The following is a 15,276-nucleotide window of genomic DNA, read 5'->3' on the forward strand; positions in this document are numbered from 1 at the left end:
GAATGACCCGCTCCGTCTGTCGGCGGAGCGGGTTTCTTATTCCTGGAAAGACCATGCGCGTCGATCTCTTCGACTTCGATCTGCCGGAAGACAACATCGCGCTGAGGCCCGCAAGCCCGCGCGACAGCGCCCGGCTGCTCGTCGTCAGGCCGGAAGCTGAGCCCACGCTTGCCGATCACCGCGTGTCGGATCTGCCCGGTTTCCTGAGGCCGGGCGACGCGCTGGTCTTCAACGACACCAAGGTCATACCGGCGCAGCTGGAAGGCATTCGCCACCGCGAAGGAGCGGGCGGCCAGCAGGTGTCCGCGACGCTGCATATGCGCGTCGCGCCCGATCGCTGGAAGGCCTTCGCCAAGCCCGGAAAACGCATCAAGATCGGCGACCGGATCGAATTCGGCCATGGCGGCAATGCCTGCCTGGTCGGTTCGCTCGCGGCAACCGTCGAAGACAAGGGCGAGGGCGGTGAAGTTACCCTGCGCTTCGATCTTTCCGGCCCGGCGCTCGACGAGGCGATCATGGCGGTCGGGCACATTCCGCTGCCGCCTTATATCGCTGCCAAGCGCCCGGAAGACGCACAGGACCAAAAGGACTACCAGACCATCTATGCCCGCGAGGAGGGCGCCGTCGCGGCCCCGACCGCCGGCCTGCATTTCACGCCGGACCTGTTCGCGGCCCTCGACGCGGCCGGCATCGAACGGCATTTCGTGACGCTGCATGTCGGGGCAGGGACTTTCCTTCCGGTCAAGGCGGACGACACGACCGAGCACAAGATGCACCAGGAGATCGGTCATGTCAGCGCCGAGACCGCCGCGCGGCTGAATGCGGTCAAACGCGCCGGTGGGCGCATCGTCTGCGTCGGAACCACGTCGCTGCGTTTGATCGAGAGCGCTGCCGCCGACGACGGCACGATAAAACCCTGGAGCGGCGCGACGGGCATCTTCATCACGCCCGGTTACCGCTTCAAGGCGGTCGATATGCTGATGACCAATTTCCATCTGCCGAGGTCGACGCTGTTCATGCTCGTCTCGGCCTTCTGCGGTCTGGAGACGATGCGCGCGGCCTATGCACATGCGATCGAAACCGGCTACCGCTTCTACTCCTATGGCGATTCCAGCCTTCTTTTCCGGGACGACCGATGACCGAGACCTTCCAGTTCAATCTCAAGGCCACCGATGGCGGCGCGCGGCTTGGCGAAATCACCATGCCGCGGGGCACGATCCGCACGCCCGCCTTCATGCCGGTCGGCACGGTCGGCACGGTCAAGGCCATGTATCTCGACCAGGTACGCGATACCGGCGCCGACATCATTCTCGGCAATACCTACCACCTGATGCTGCGGCCGGGCGCCGAGCGTGTCGCGCGGCTGGGCGGCCTGCATGAGCTGATTCGCTGGAAATATCCGATCCTGACGGATAGCGGCGGTTTCCAGGTCATGTCGCTGTCGGGCCTGAGAAAGCTCGACGAAAAGGGTGTTACCTTCAAGAGCCATGTGGACGGCAGTCTCCACCATATGTCGCCGGAGCGTTCCATTGAGATCCAGGGCCTGCTCGGCTCCGACATCCAGATGCAGCTCGACGAATGCGTGGCGCTGCCGGCCGAGCCGAAGGAGATCGAGCGGGCGATGGAACTGTCGCTGCGCTGGGCCGAGCGCTGCCGCGTCGCCTTCGGCGATCAGCCGGGCAAGGCGATGTTCGGCATCGTCCAGGGCGGCGATCAGCCGGAACTTCGCATCCGGTCTGCCGAATGCCTGAAACAGCTGGATCTGAAAGGTTATGCGGTCGGTGGGCTCGCGGTCGGCGAGCCGCAGGACGTCATGCTGAAAATGCTCGAAACGACGCTTCCCATCCTACCGTTCGAAAAGCCGCGTTACCTGATGGGCGTCGGCACGCCTGATGACATGCTGAAATCCGTGGCGCGCGGCATCGACATGTTCGACTGCGTGATGCCGACCCGCTCGGGCCGCCACGGGCTCGCCTTCACCCGCCGCGGCAAGGTCAACATCCGCAATGCCCGCCATGCGGAGGACATGCGGCCGCTGGACGAGGAATCGAGCTGCCCGGCCGCGCGCGATTATTCCCGCGCCTATCTGCACCACCTCGTGCGCGCCGACGAGGCGCTCGGGGGCATGCTGCTCTCCTGGAACAACCTGAACTATTATCAGGACCTGATGAAGGGTATCCGCCAGGCGATCGCCGAAGGCCGGTTCGCCGATTTCTATGCCGAGACCCAGGAAATGTGGGCGAAAGGCGATATCGAGCCTGTCTGATTAAGGGGGCGTCAGATACCCTGGCTGGCGGTGTTGCGGATCATCCTGACGCCGTTGACCTTGTAGGACCCGTCGTCCATCAGCCGCATCTCGTAGATGGCCGTCCAGTCCTTGCCTTCCCTGGCGCTGATCATCACTTCCTGCAGCACCACTTCGCCGCCGCCGATCATCTTCGAGCGGCCGAAGGCATAGTTGCCGGCGTGGTAGACGGGCTCGTAGGTTTTCCGCACCATATCCAGGAAACGGTCCTTATTGGGATAGAGGCTGCGGATTCCGGGCGAGGCGAAGGAATAGGCCTTTTCCGCGTCGTCCTGCATCAGCGCGGCGATCTGGCTCGCTATCACCGCCTGGGCGTTGGCGACCGGATCTTCAGCCTTGGCCGCGGTAAAGGAACAGAGAACGAGACACAGGACGCCAGCAAAAAATCGAACGCGCATCGGGCTTTCTCCAGGGGCGAGCATCAGAAGGCTAGCGCCTTTCGGCGGAAGGAGAAGATGGCGCCTGCAAAATTTTCGTGCAACGCCTTTCTTCAAGGCAAACGAATCCGAATGATTACAGAACGATGACGCGGTGAAGCGCCCGGCGCCGTTATCCGCACATTTTCGTGATATTCCGCCCGTCGGAGGCGCAGGGCAGGGTCCCGTTATCGCGGCTTGTCGGTATCGGCCGACGCTGTCAGGAATGCGGCGGGAAAATTGATTCGCCCGGACATGCAATTTCGATGAAAAACCTTTTACCGCCGGCCCTGCTTTATTTCAGCAACGCCATCCTGTTCATTTCGCTGTTCACGCGGTTGCCGGCTATCCAGGCGTCGCTGGGAATCGACAAGGCCGCCCTCGGTCTGGCGCTGCTGAGCGCCCCTGTGGGTACCTTTCTCGCTTTGCCGCTTGCAGGACGCATCAACGACCGCTTCACGCCGCGGCTGACGGCACTCGTCACTCTGCCGATCTGCGCCATGCTGACGCCCGCGCTGACCGTCTTTCCGGTCGTGGGATTTGTGGTCTGTTTCTTTCTCTTCGGTTTCTTCCGCACGATTTTCGACGTGGCCGCCAACATGATTTCCGCCGGCATCGAGCAGCGCACCGGCCGGAAGGTCCTGTCCCGCAGCCACGGTTTCTGGTCGGTGGGTCTGCTGGCCGGCTCCCTGTGTTCCGGCTTCCTGGCCGAAAAGGCCGTGACGCCCTTTGTGCAGCAGACCATGGCCGCCGGTTTCGTAATCGCTGCCTGCCTTCTGGTGTTCTGGATCACCCCCAAGGAGGCGTCACCGCAGACGCGGCCCGACCACAGGCGCGGCGCATATGTCCTTCCGGACAGGATGATCGTGCTGATCTGCGTCATGGTTTTCGGCCTCTGCATCGTCGAGGGCGCGGTCTACGACTGGGGTATCTTCTTTCTGCGCGAACAGCTGAAGGCCGATCCGGCGATTGCCGGCGTGCTCTATGCGGCCTTCACCATCGGCATGGGGCTGACGCGGCTTTCCGGCGATATGCTGCGGGACAGTTTCGGATCGATGGTGCTGGTGCGTGCCTCGACCGTTTCCGTCGCTCTTGGGATTGTCCTTCTCGTCGCGACACCAAGCCTGACGCTTTCCGGCCTTGCGCTTTTCCTGATCGGCTGCGGCGTGGCGCTCGCTTACCCGCTCGCGGTCTCGGCGGCGATCGAGCTTGGCAAGGGCCAGCCGTCGGAAAACCTCGCGGCGCTGGGCCTGACGCTGATGTTGTCGACGATCGGCGTGCCGCCGCTGCTCGGCTTCATTGCCGAACATGTCGATCTCGTCGCGACCTTCCTGGTGCTGCTGCCTTGCGTACTGGTTAGCTTCCTGATGGCACCCGTCGCCGAGGGCCGCAGCCCGTCATGGCCGCGCCCGCGCCGCTGGCCGGCTTGACTGTTCTGTGAGAAAATCCGGCAAGAGTAAGGGCTGCCCATAATTGGCCACAAGAGTCGGTGAGGGGTTGAGACCGCTGGCCTTAGCCGTTAGACAATGAAACCGGATTTGCCGAAAACAGGTGACACTGTGATCGACCCTTATGAGATGCTTGGTGTTTCGCGCGAGGCGGATGGCGTAGCCATCAAGTCGGCCTATCGCAAACGCGTAAAAACGGTTCATCCGGATGCCGGCGGCGACGTCGAGGCATTCGGGAAACTGACCGTGTCCTATGAACTGCTCTCCGATCCGGTACGCCGAAAAGTCTACGACGACACGGGTTACGACCCGGAACTCGCCGATACGAAGGATCTCCAGGGGCTGGTGATTCTCGAAACGCTGGTCAACGACATCATCCTCGACGAGCGCGAGCCGGGAAGTTTCGATCCGGTCGCCGCCATACGCCGCAAGCTGACCGACAAGATCGTCAATGCCCGCTTCCATATTCTGGAGATGGAGCGCCACCGCGCCCGTATCCGCAACCACATCGACCGTATCGGCCGCAAACCCGAGACGGACGTGCTGGGCCGCATGCTGAAATCCCGGTGTGAAGCGATCAACGACGCGATCGGCAGGGCCGAGACCGAGATCGAGAATATCGAGCAGGCCTACGGGATGCTGGACGGATATTCCTACGAGGTCGAGGTGATCGAGATCAAGACCGCCGCCGAGTGAGGGCCGCGGCACGTCTCTTGACACCGAAGTCAGCTTCAAGACATAGCTTCAGCCCATTCAATTCAAAGGGTTTTCGATGGCATTGACCATACGTGAGGCTGTCCGCCGGGACGCGGAAACATTGCTCGGTTTCATCCGCGAACTGGCGATCTACGAAAAGGCCGAGCACGAGGTCGCGGCGACCGTCGAGACGATCGAGAGCTCCATTTTCGGCGAGACGTCGGTGACCCGGGCGCTGGTCTGCGAGCAGGACGGCGTACCTGTCGGCATGGCGATCTGGTTCTTCAGCTATTCGACCTGGCAGGCGAGAAACGGGCTTTATCTCGAAGACCTGTATGTGACGCCGACGGCGCGCGGGCTCGGCGCCGGCAAGGCGATGCTGAAGCGGCTGGCGCAGATTGCCGTCGAGAACGGTTGCGGCCGGTTCGAATGGAGCGTGCTCGACTGGAACGAACCGGCGATCCGGGTTTACAAGGCGATCGACGCCGAACCGATGAACGAATGGATCCGTTATCGGCTTTCGGGCGAGACGCTGAAAAGCTTCGCCGAGGGCTGATAGCGCAGGCGAGGTTGACTGAGGAATGTGATTTGCCATGGCTCATGGCGTTCGTCCAACTCTGCCGGGGCCACCGGCGGCACGTTGGGGAGCTTTCCTTTGCTGTGATCAACAGCGTTACTCACATGGGATGGAATTTCCCGGGCACGACAGGCCCCGGTCGGGCCGTTTACTAGTGCTGGCACTCGTCCAGCGCCGGGATAGCTCTCAATAAAAAGGGTCTTCTCGTGACTGATTGCGAAATCTTCCTTTCTCGCGGGAGGAGAGCGACCTATCTAATTGCCTCATGTCAGACCGCAGGAGATTTAAATGACTGCCGAATTCGGCCCGTACATACAGATGCGCAAGCTCGCTCAGCAGATGGCCATCCAATATCAGAAGGACAGCGACCTCGACCTGGTGCCTCTTCTTGCTCATTTCATGGACGAGGTCGAAGTGAATGTCGCTTCCGATCGCTTCGATCATTCGGGGTTCATGGAAAAGATCCGCGCGCCCCTGACGGTTGATGCTGAGGTGACATTAGACCAGCGCCGCAAGGAATTCCTAAAGGCCGTCGCGGACGCGCTACAGGAGCGCATCCAAAACGAAGCGGAAGCCGCCACCCTTCCAGCGTCATAAGCCGCTGCCTTCTCGGTTTCTTCCGGCTCAGCCAGGCCGCTGGCCGCCGGAGGTCATCCGAAACTCGCCAACGCGCGCCGGGGGCCACCCGACGATCGGCATCACGCCGGACCTTTATTCGCATGTGATGCCGGACATCCAGGCGAATGCGGCCGAGCACGTTGACGCTGCGGTCAAAGCTGCTAAAAAGCCAGCCATCGAGTGATTGGGTCGCAAATCGGCAGCAACTGCCGCTTTCGAGAATTCAACAGCAAGTGGATTTCTCAACCTTTTCAATCAGATGGAAGAGTGTCCGAGTGGTTTAAGGAACCGGTCTTGAAAACCGGCGTGCGGGAAACCGTACCGTGGGTTCGAATCCCACCTCTTCCGCCATTGTTGGCGTATCATGATACCGCGCCGTGATTTTCCCTTACGCGTCGTCACCGTGGCTCCACTGACAGGCTGAGATAGGTGGGGTCGAATTCCGCCACCTCCTGCAACCGGTCCCAGTCGAGAATGGTGATCGTGTGGTTGGACCAGGAGATCAGGCGTTCTCGCCTGAGCGTCTGGATGACGCGGTTCATGTGGACGAGCGACAACCCCAGCACATCTGCCATCTCGCCCTGCGAGAGCGGAAGGTGAAAGCTCCAGCCGTTGGTGCGGCGGACCACTCCCAGCCGAACGTAGAGTTCGCAAAGAATATGGGCGAGATGCGAGGTCTTGGAGCGGCGCCCCATGGCGACGATCCAGGCCCGGTGGATCGAGCCGTGGACCAGCGTATCGAGCCACAACATCCGGGTCAGGTGCGGATGCTGTTCCGTCACCTGCTTGAGATCGGCATGGTCGCAAAGGCTGACATGGCATGGAGACAGCGCGACGACGCCGTGATCCATGGTCCTCAGCAGGAAGGCATGCAGGTCCACGAAATCGCCGGCGACGTGGATCGCCGTGATCTGCCGGGTGCCCTCCGCCGTCAGTTTGTATCGGGCCGCGAACCCGTCGACGAGGAGGCTGCTGTAGCCCGGCCTCGATCCCTCCGAGACGAAATCCTCTCCCGTCAGAAAGCGCCTTTCACGGCCGACGATTCGCCTGAGAATGTTACGTTCTTCATCGGTAAGAACGTCATGCTGTTCGAGGTTTAGAAGCAGAGAGTCGATCACGGGTATCCTCGGCGGGCATCAATATCCATGGAAAGAACGGATGAGGAAGCCATATAGATCCCTCGGAAGAACTGACCACTGGGCGGGAACAAATGCGGTCGAAAGAAATTTGGTCGGTAATACTCAAGGCAGTGAGCATGGCATGGCGCGATACTTCTTCGATTTGATCAACGGCGACGGGCCCGTGAGCGACAATGAGGGCCAGGAAATATCGACCCGCGAGGATATCAGCCGGGAGGTGAGCCGGATATTGGCGGACATCGCCCGCGAGGAATTTCCCGAGCGGGGAAAGGGCTCGATCTCAATTCAGGTGCGTGACGAGTTTGGGCAGTCGGTATTTAGCGGCCACCTGTCGTTCCAGACGCAATGGCACGATGATCCGGAACTTTGACTGTGCAATATCTGGACTCCGGCGAAGTTAAGCTTGGCTCGGAGTGAGTGTTGTTAATGCAGAGTTAACCATATCAAATAGAATTTTATCTTTTCCCCCGTTTTCGTTCGCATTTTTGCCGCGATGCTAGCAAAAGTTCGCTTCCATTGTGTCCGTCGGCATAGGGGTATGTCCCGGACCGGTTCAATGGCTGTGAAGGCGGTGCGGTCGCGAGGGCCGTTCGCAGCCTGTTGCAGTGAAGGCGGCATGGGACGGATGAGTTTGGGTGTGAGTGGCGGCAAGCTTTCGCTGGGTGCGAAATGGCTCGGGGTAACGATGGTCTGCGCGGGGATGGCATCCTGCGCTACGACCGAGGCACCGAAGTCGAAACCCCGCAGCAAAGAGTATTTTTCCGAAAAGGAATATGGCGTCAAGGCGAGCCCGCGCGTGGTCGGCGACGGCCGGCCGGTGCCGAAGGGCGGCGGCCGCTTCATGGTCGGCCAGCCCTATGAGGTGAAGGGCCAGACTTACGTTCCGAAGGAAGATCCGAATTACAACAGGAGCGGCCTTGCCTCCTGGTACGGCTCCGCGTTTCACGGTCGCCTGACCGCAAATGGCGAAGTTTATGACAGCAGCCACCTGTCTGCCGCGCATCCGACCTTTCCGCTGCCGAGCTATGCCCGCGTGACCAATATCGACAACGGCACCTCGGTCATCGTCCGGGTCAATGACCGTGGTCCCTATCATCCTGGCCGCATCATCGATGTTTCCGACAAGACGGCCGAGATGCTGGATATGAAGCGGATCGGCACCGCCAAGGTCAACGTGCAATATGTCGGCCGCGCCCGGATGGATGGCCAGGACATGCCGTTCCTGATGGCGTCCTATATCCGCAAGGGCGATCGCCTGCCGTCGATCCGGCCGGAAGGCCAGATCGCAACCGGCGTCATGGTCGCGTCGAACCAGACGCTGGGCGACCAGCTCCAGAGCTATGGCTCGGCCATGCCGCGTCCGATGGCGCTCGCAGGACGGACGCCGAGCGGTCCGGCGCCTGCAGCGTCCGCGCCCCAGGCCTTCGAGGCTTTCGAGAATTTCTCGACATTGCCGCAGGTCGGTCCCCACCCGGTCGAACGGCCGGTTGCCGGGGTTGCTGCCGCGCCGAACCGGCAGGCAGCGTCTTCCTACCCCGTCGAAGCTCAGGCGCGGCCGTCGCAGGGGCGGGGCCTGGAAACCGCCTATTCATCCGCTCCCCAGGCAAAAACTCCGCAGGTCGTGTTCGGCAACATGGTGCTGGAAGGTCCCAAGGCCGCTCAAAAGCCCGTGCGCTAGTTCGTGGGCGATTGCAGGCTGCAATCGCCACTGCTAGGCATGGTGAGGACGGTTCGTGGGGTGATCATGCGGCGCCTGCTGATTCTACTTTGCCTGGTATTGCTGCAAGTGTTCCTGCAAGCGGGCGCGCCTTCGGGAGCAGTCAACGCGCAGGAGCCGCCACCCGCCTTCGTGACCAAGGCGAAGCAGGTCTATATGGTCGAGGCGAAGACCGGCACGGTGCTGCTCGCCTCCAACGAAAACCAGGGCTTCCCGCCGGCCTCGCTCGCCAAGCTGATGACCATGGAACTCGTTTTCAGTGCGCTGAAGCGGGGCGAGATCAGCCGCGAGACCGTCTTCCCGGTCTCCGAGTTTGCCTGGCGCACCGGCGGGGCGCCCTCAGGCACCACCACCATGTTCGCGGCGCTGAAATCGCAGATCCGTGTCGATGACCTCATCAGGGGCGTCGTCGTCCAGAACGGCAACGATGCCTGCATCGTGCTGGCGGAGGGCATTTCCCATTCCGAACGCGAGTTTGCAGGCCGGATGACGGCGCGCGCCAAGGATCTCGGGCTCGCTCGTTCCGTCTTCGGCAATTCCACCGGCCTGCCGGATACGGAGAGCCGCACGACCGCTCGCGACCTCGTCGAGCTCTCTCGTCATATCTTTCGCGAATATCCGGAATTCTATCCGATCTACGCCCAGCCGGATTTTACCTGGAACAAGATTTTTCAGCGAAACAAGAACCCGCTTTTTTCGCTCAATATCGGCGTCGACGGGCTTGGGGCCGGTTTCGCCGAGGGGTCGGGTTATGCGCTAGTGGGCTCGGTGGCACGCAACGGCACGCGGCTCTTCCTTGCGATGGGCGGGCTTGCGAGCGACAAGGAACGGCTGGAAGAGGCGAGAAGGGTGCTCGAATGGGGGCTGTCTTCGTTCGAGACCAAGGTCCTGTTCAAGCAGGGCGAGGTGATCGGCCAGGCGAGCGTCTATGGCGGTACGTCGAGCCACGTTGATCTCATCGCCAAAGAACCGGTCGATATCTATCTGCCGACCAACAATCCCGACCGCCTTTCCGGGCGAATCGTCTATCGCTGGCCGCTCAGGGCTCCGGTGGCAGAAGGCCAGGATGTCGGCGTGCTGAGGATTTCTTCGGGCGACCGGGTGGTGCGGGAAGTGCCGCTGGTGACGGCCAAGCCGATCGAAACCGGTAGCCTCGTCAGCCAGGCGACGGACGCGCTGCTCGAACTGATGTTCTTCTGGCTTTGACAACACGATGTTTCGCAGCGCACCCATATGCGTTATAAGCTGAAGCATAAAAATGAGTGCGGAAAGACGCGTGGCAGGACATTCCGGATTGTTCGTAACTTTCGAAGGCGGCGAGGGGGCTGGCAAATCCACCCAGATTCGCCGGCTCGCAGATCAGCTGCGTCGCCGCGGCCATGATGTGCTGATGACCCGCGAACCTGGCGGCTCGCCGGGGGCGGAAGCCGTGCGCCACGTTCTGCTCTCGGGAGCTGCGGAAGAGTTCGGCGTGCGGATGGAGGCGATCCTGTTTGCCGCGGCCCGCAACGACCATGTCGAGGAGGTGATCCGGCCGGCGCTCGAAAGCGGCGCCGTCGTGCTCTGCGACCGGTTCATCGATTCCTCACGCGTCTACCAGGGCGTCACCGGCAATCTGGAGCCCGATTACATCGAGGCGCTGCAGCGGGTGGCGATCAACGGCGTAGTGCCCGATTGCACGCTGATCCTTGACCTGCCGGCCGAAGTCGGCCTGAAACGAGCCCGCAAGCGCGGCGCCGACAGCGCACCCGACCGTTTTGAGCGCGAAGAGATCGAAACCCACGAAAAACGCCGAGAGGCCTATCTCGAGATCGCCGAGGCGGAACCGGAACGCTGCCATGTGGTCGACGCCGAGCGCTCCGAAGACGAGATCGCCGACGAGATTTTCGCGATCGTCGAGCCTCTGGTGCGGGAACTGAGCTTTGCCCAGAAGAGCAGCGCGGAATCCGTCGGATGAGCGACGAAACCGCCGGCCTTCTGGAAGGCGCCGTGCCGCCGGCGCGCAATCCGCATCTCTACGGGCATCAGGACGCCGAGGATTTTCTGGCGCGCAGCTACCGGTCGGGGAAGGGGCACCACGCGATCCTGATCGAGGGGCCGGAGGGGATCGGCAAGGCGACGCTCGCTTTCCGTTTTGCCAACCATGTGCTTTCCCATCCCGATCCCGCGATCGCGCCCGATCATATCGCCAATCCCGATCTCAATTCGCCCATCAGCCGCCAGATCGCCACCGGCGCCTCGCATAACCTCCTGCATCTGGCACGGCCGGTGGACGAGAAGACCGGCAAAACGAAAACCGCCATTACGGTCGACGAGGTCCGCCGGGCCGGGCATTTCTTCTCCCAGACTTCGGGCACCGGCAATTGGCGGATCGTCATCATCGATCCGGCCGATGACCTCAACCGCAATGCCGCGAACGCCATCCTGAAGATCCTCGAGGAGCCGCCGCGCCGGGCCCTTTTCCTGGTGCTCTCCCATGCGCCCGGAAAACTGCTGCCGACAATCCGCTCGCGATGCCAGTCGCTGAGACTGTCGCCGCTCGGTGACCAGGACCTTTCGAAGGCGCTCGCGGGCCTGGGTATGCCGCTCGACGGAGGCAAGACGCAAGAGATGGTGCTCGGCATGTCCAAGGGCAGCGTTTCCCAGGCGCTCAAACTCCTGAACTATGGCGGTACAGAGATCATTTCCGCCTTCGAGGAGGTGGTCGCGGCCGACGGTCCGACGGCCCGCAAGGCGATGCACCGGCTGGCGGATGTGCTGTCCGGCAAGGACAGCGAAGTGATCTTCGGCTTTTTCCTTGAGCACCTGAGCGATCACCTGATCGCCAAGGCGCGCAACGCGGCCCTTGCCGGCGATCTTTCGACGGCCGACCGGCAGGCGAAACTCGTCAGCGACATGACCGAGAAGATCACCATCGCGCAGGCCTATAATCTGGACCGCAAGCAGACGATTCTGTCGATCCTCGATGCTGCGCGGCGCTGATTGAAGGGCAGGGGCGGGAACCGCATAAGGAACTTTGTGTTTCGCATCCGCGAAACATGCGCTAAGAGCGGCATGATCCAAATCCAAGTGCCCGAGTGCCCCCGATGTCCGACAAGACGCCCTATTACATCACCACTGCGATTTCCTACCCGAACGGCAAGCCGCATATCGGCCATGCCTATGAGCTGATCGCGACGGATGCCATGGCGCGCTTTCAGCGCCTGGACGGCAAGGATGTTTTCTTCCTGACCGGCACCGACGAGCACGGCCAGAAGATGCAGCAGACGGCGCGCGCCGAGGGCATCACGCCGGAGGCCCTTGCGGAGCGAAATTCGGGTGAGTTCCGGGCGATGGGCAAGCTGCTCAACGCGTCCAACGACGATTTCATCCGCACCACCGAGCCGCGCCACCACCAGGCCTCCAAGGACATCTGGAACCGGATGGCCGATAGCGGCGACATCTACAAGGACACCTATGCCGGCTGGTATTCGGTGCGCGACGAAGCGTTTTATGCCGAGGACGAAACGTCGGTGCGTGATGGCGTCCGCTTCGGGCCGCAGGGAACGCCGGTGGAGTGGGTTGAGGAATCCAGCTACTTCTTCAAGCTTTCCGAATACGGCGACAAGCTGCTGAAGCATTACGAGGAAAACCCGGATTTCATCGGCCCCAACGAGCGTCGCAACGAGGTGATATCCTTCGTGAAATCCGGCCTGCGGGACCTGTCCGTGTCGCGCACGACCTTCGATTGGGGTATCAAGGTACCCAATGACCCCGCGCATGTCATGTATGTCTGGGTCGATGCGCTGACCAACTACATCACCGCCACCGGCTTTATGGAAGATCCGAACGGCCCGCGCGCCAAATACTGGCCGGCCGACGTGCATATCATCGGCAAGGACATCATCCGCTTCCACGCGGTCTACTGGCCGGCCTTCCTGATGTCGGCCAAGCTGCCGCTGCCGAAGCGGGTTTTTGCCCACGGCTTCGTGCTGAATGCCGGCGAGAAAATGTCCAAGTCGGTCGGCAATGTCGTCGATCCGTTCGAGCTTCTGGAGAAGTTCGGGCTCGACTATGTGCGCTATTATCTCTGCCGCGAGATTTCCTTCGGCCAGGACGGCAATTGCAACGACCAGCTGATCGCCACTCGCGTCAATGCGGATTTGGCGAACGGCATCGGCAACCTTGCCAGCCGCTCGCTGTCGATGATCGTCAAGAATTGCGACGGCCATGTTCCGGAACCGGGCGAGCTCACCGATGCCGACAGGGAACTGCTTGCGGCGGCCGACGGCCTGATCGCCGTCTGCCGCGAGGAGATGGACAAGCAGCTCATCAACCGCGCGCTTGCGGCGATTATCGGTATCGTTTCCGAGACGGACCGTTATTTCGCGGCGCAGGCGCCGTGGGTGCTGAAAAAGACAGATCCTGCCCGCATGGGCACGGTGCTCTACGTGACGGCGGAGGTCGTGCGCCAGATCGCCATTCTGCTGCAGCCGTTCATGCCGGAATCCTCGGCCAAGCTGCTCGATCTCGTGGCTTCTCCGGCCGATAAGCGGGATTTCGCAGCGCTCGGCGAAGCCGGTCGCCTGAAGCCCGGCACGCCGCTCGAAGCCCCGACGCCGGTCTTCCCGCGTTATGTGGCGCCGGAAGCGAGCGCATAAGGCCGTTATCCATGCTGATCGATACCCATTGCCACCTGGATTTTGCAGATTTCGCCGAAGAGCGGGACGCGATCGTGTCGCGCGCCCATCAGGCCGGCGTCGGCCAGATGGTGACGATTTCAACGCGGGTGCGAAAACTCGACGGCTTGCTGGCACTCACCGAGCAATATCCGTCGGTCTTCTGCTCGGTTGGAACGCATCCGAACAATGCGGGCGAAGAGCTGGATATCCAGACGGAAGACCTGGTGCGGCTCGCCAATCAGCATGAGAAGATCGTCGCGATCGGCGAGGCCGGGCTCGACTATTTCTACGATACGCAGACCCCGGCCGACCAGAAGACCGGGCTGATCCGCCATATCGCCGCCGCCCGGGAAACCGGTCTGCCGCTGGTCATCCACAGCCGCAGCGCCGACGAGGACATGGGCGAGATCCTGACGGCGGAAAGCGGGAAGGGGGCCTTCCCTTTCATCCTGCATTGCTTCTCGTCCGGCGCAGAGCTTGCCCGGATCGGCGTCGAGCTCGGTGGCTACGTCTCGTTCTCAGGAATCCTGACATTCCCGAAATCGGAAGACCTGCGCGCGATTGCCAAGACCGTGCCGCTCGACCGCTTGCTGGTCGAGACCGACGCGCCGTATCTGGCTCCAAAACGCTGGCGCGGCAAGCGCAACGAACCGTCCTATGTGGTCAATACGGCCGAGGTGCTCGCCGAATGCATGGGCGTCAGATACGCGGAAATAGCTGAGGTCACCACCGAGAACGCCTTCCGCATCTTCTCCAAGATGCCGAGGCTCTGATCTTGGCGAGATATCGGCGGCGCTTCACCATTCTAGGCTGCTCGTCGTCGCCCGGCGTGCCAAGGCTGAATGGCGACTGGGGCGCCTGCGATCCGAATAACCCGAAGAACCGCCGCACGCGTGCCGCCTTCATGGTCGAGCAGATCGCACCCGATGGCGGCAGCACCGTGGTGGTCATCGACACCGGTCCAGACTTTCGCGAACAGATGATCTCCGCCAATGTGCAGCGGGTCGATGCGGTTCTCTATACCCACGCCCATGCGGATCATCTGCACGGCATCGACGACCTGCGCGGCTATTTCATCCTGCAGCACCATCGCATCCCGATCTATGCCGATCCCGTTACCATGGACCGAATCCGCCAGGGGTTCGGTTATTGCCTCGAAACGCCGCCGGGCGGCAATTACCCGCCGATCGTCCGGCCGTTCCTGATCGAGACCTTGAACGAGCCGATCGTCGTGGACGGGCCGGGCGGACCTATCCGCTTCCTGCCGCATCTGCAGGTGCATGGCGACATCCATTCGCTGGGCTTTCGGATCGGCGACGTGGCCTATTGCAGCGACGTCAGCGACTTTCCGCCTGAGAGCGTCTCGCGGCTCGGCGGGCTCGACGTACTGATCATCGATACGCTGCAATACAGATATCACCCGAGCCATCTGTCGCTCGAACAGGCGCTCGAATGGATCGCCAAATTTGCGCCGAAGCATGCGATCCTGACGCATATGCATCTTCCGCTCGACTACGACACGGTGATGGCCGAAACGCCGCAGCATGTCGAACCGGCCTATGACGGTCTCGCGTTCGAGGTTGCCTTCGATCTCTGATCGCTGGCAGAACTGGCGGAGTGGCCGAGAACGCCCGTTTTCCGGGTCTTGGTGCACATCATCCAGTTCCATAATCTATCTTATGCGATGTTTGTATGTAAG

At 61.7% G+C, this 15,276-nt stretch carries 16 protein-coding genes and 1 tRNA gene; 15 read left to right on the top strand and 2 right to left on the bottom strand.

All coding sequences use genetic code 11. From position 1 onward, the window contains the following. Positions 1-53: 53 nt before the first annotated feature. Together queA and tgt are read left to right on the top strand one after the other, a co-directional pair. On the top strand, positions 54-1,139 hold the full coding sequence (gene queA / locus GQ59_RS26400) for a tRNA preQ1(34) S-adenosylmethionine ribosyltransferase-isomerase QueA (protein ID WP_037087031.1): 1,086 nt from the start codon (positions 54-56) through the stop codon (positions 1,137-1,139). Then, positions 1,136-2,266, top strand: coding sequence for a tRNA guanosine(34) transglycosylase Tgt (tgt, locus tag GQ59_RS26405; RefSeq protein ID WP_037087032.1), 1,131 nt, complete (start codon positions 1,136-1,138; stop codon positions 2,264-2,266). Before queA ends, tgt begins: the two co-directional genes overlap by 4 nt. An 11-nt stretch (positions 2,267-2,277) precedes the next feature. Here the strand turns inward: tgt and GQ59_RS26410 are convergent, their stop codons facing one another. Next, positions 2,278-2,703: a DUF4864 domain-containing protein gene (locus GQ59_RS26410; protein ID WP_037087033.1), complete on the bottom strand. Its 426-nt coding sequence runs from the start codon at positions 2,701-2,703 to the stop codon at positions 2,278-2,280. A 284-nt stretch (positions 2,704-2,987) separates the two neighbouring features. Here GQ59_RS26410 and GQ59_RS26415 point away from each other — a divergent pair, with 284 nt between their 5' ends. The 5 genes from GQ59_RS26415 (at position 2,988) to GQ59_RS26435 (ending at position 6,411) form a co-directional block, all read left to right on the top strand. Further along, positions 2,988-4,151, top strand: coding sequence for an MFS transporter (locus GQ59_RS26415; RefSeq protein WP_037087035.1), 1,164 nt, complete (start codon positions 2,988-2,990; stop codon positions 4,149-4,151). 96 nt (positions 4,152-4,247) lie between these two features. Next, the gene (locus GQ59_RS26420; protein ID WP_037087037.1) at positions 4,248-4,865 is read left to right on the top strand and encodes a J domain-containing protein; all 618 of its coding nucleotides are present in this window, start codon (positions 4,248-4,250) and stop codon (positions 4,863-4,865) included. Positions 4,866-4,941: 76 nt separating this feature from the next. Next, positions 4,942-5,421 carry a GNAT family N-acetyltransferase gene (locus GQ59_RS26425; RefSeq protein WP_037087038.1) on the top strand — a complete coding sequence of 160 codons (480 nt, stop codon included), beginning with the start codon at positions 4,942-4,944 and terminating at the stop codon, positions 5,419-5,421. 309 nt (positions 5,422-5,730) lie between these two features. Continuing rightward, positions 5,731-6,039 (top strand): hypothetical protein, encoded by a 309-nt coding sequence (locus GQ59_RS26430; RefSeq protein WP_037087039.1) that lies wholly within the window; start codon positions 5,731-5,733, stop codon positions 6,037-6,039. A 282-nt stretch (positions 6,040-6,321) separates the two neighbouring features. After that, positions 6,322-6,411: transfer RNA gene (locus GQ59_RS26435), tRNA-Ser, on the top strand. Between the two features lie 47 nt (positions 6,412-6,458). Here the strand turns inward: GQ59_RS26435 and GQ59_RS26440 are convergent. Continuing rightward, on the bottom strand, positions 6,459-7,178 hold the full coding sequence (locus GQ59_RS26440; protein WP_037087041.1) for a Crp/Fnr family transcriptional regulator: 720 nt from the start codon (positions 7,176-7,178) through the stop codon (positions 6,459-6,461). A 109-nt stretch (positions 7,179-7,287) separates the two neighbouring features. Here GQ59_RS26440 and GQ59_RS26445 point away from each other — a divergent pair, with 109 nt between their 5' ends. The 8 genes from GQ59_RS26445 to GQ59_RS26480 all read left to right on the top strand — a co-directional run bounded on the left by GQ59_RS26445 (position 7,288) and on the right by GQ59_RS26480 (position 15,174). After that, positions 7,288-7,569: a DUF6894 family protein gene (locus GQ59_RS26445; protein ID WP_432762610.1), complete on the top strand. Its 282-nt coding sequence runs from the start codon at positions 7,288-7,290 to the stop codon at positions 7,567-7,569. Between the two features lie 255 nt (positions 7,570-7,824). After that, positions 7,825-8,877, top strand: coding sequence for a septal ring lytic transglycosylase RlpA family protein (locus GQ59_RS26450; protein ID WP_037087042.1), 1,053 nt, complete (start codon positions 7,825-7,827; stop codon positions 8,875-8,877). Between the two features lie 66 nt (positions 8,878-8,943). Beyond that, a complete protein-coding gene (locus tag GQ59_RS26455) occupies positions 8,944-10,122 on the top strand; it encodes a D-alanyl-D-alanine carboxypeptidase family protein (RefSeq protein WP_174459637.1) in 1,179 nt (392 codons plus the stop codon). A gap of 52 nt (positions 10,123-10,174) precedes the next feature. After that, a complete protein-coding gene (gene tmk, locus GQ59_RS26460; RefSeq protein ID WP_432762611.1) occupies positions 10,175-10,873 on the top strand; it encodes a dTMP kinase in 699 nt (232 codons plus the stop codon). Continuing rightward, complete coding sequence (locus tag GQ59_RS26465; protein WP_037087044.1) at positions 10,870-11,898, top strand: DNA polymerase III subunit delta'; 1,029 nt, start codon at positions 10,870-10,872, stop codon at positions 11,896-11,898. Before tmk ends, GQ59_RS26465 begins: the two co-directional genes overlap by 4 nt. Positions 11,899-12,002: 104 nt before the next feature. After that, positions 12,003-13,556 carry a methionine--tRNA ligase gene (metG, locus tag GQ59_RS26470; RefSeq protein ID WP_037087046.1) on the top strand — a complete coding sequence of 518 codons (1,554 nt, stop codon included), beginning with the start codon at positions 12,003-12,005 and terminating at the stop codon, positions 13,554-13,556. An 11-nt stretch (positions 13,557-13,567) separates the two neighbouring features. Beyond that, on the top strand, positions 13,568-14,350 hold the full coding sequence (locus tag GQ59_RS26475; protein ID WP_037087047.1) for a TatD family hydrolase: 783 nt from the start codon (positions 13,568-13,570) through the stop codon (positions 14,348-14,350). Positions 14,351-14,352: 2 nt separating this feature from the next. Next, a complete protein-coding gene (locus tag GQ59_RS26480) occupies positions 14,353-15,174 on the top strand; it encodes an MBL fold metallo-hydrolase (protein WP_037087049.1) in 822 nt (273 codons plus the stop codon). Positions 15,175-15,276: the final 102 nt, after the last annotated feature.

Origin of the sequence: Neorhizobium vignae, from assembly GCF_000732195.1 — a bacterium.
In the GTDB taxonomy this organism is placed as follows: domain Bacteria; phylum Pseudomonadota; class Alphaproteobacteria; order Rhizobiales; family Rhizobiaceae; genus Neorhizobium; species Neorhizobium vignae.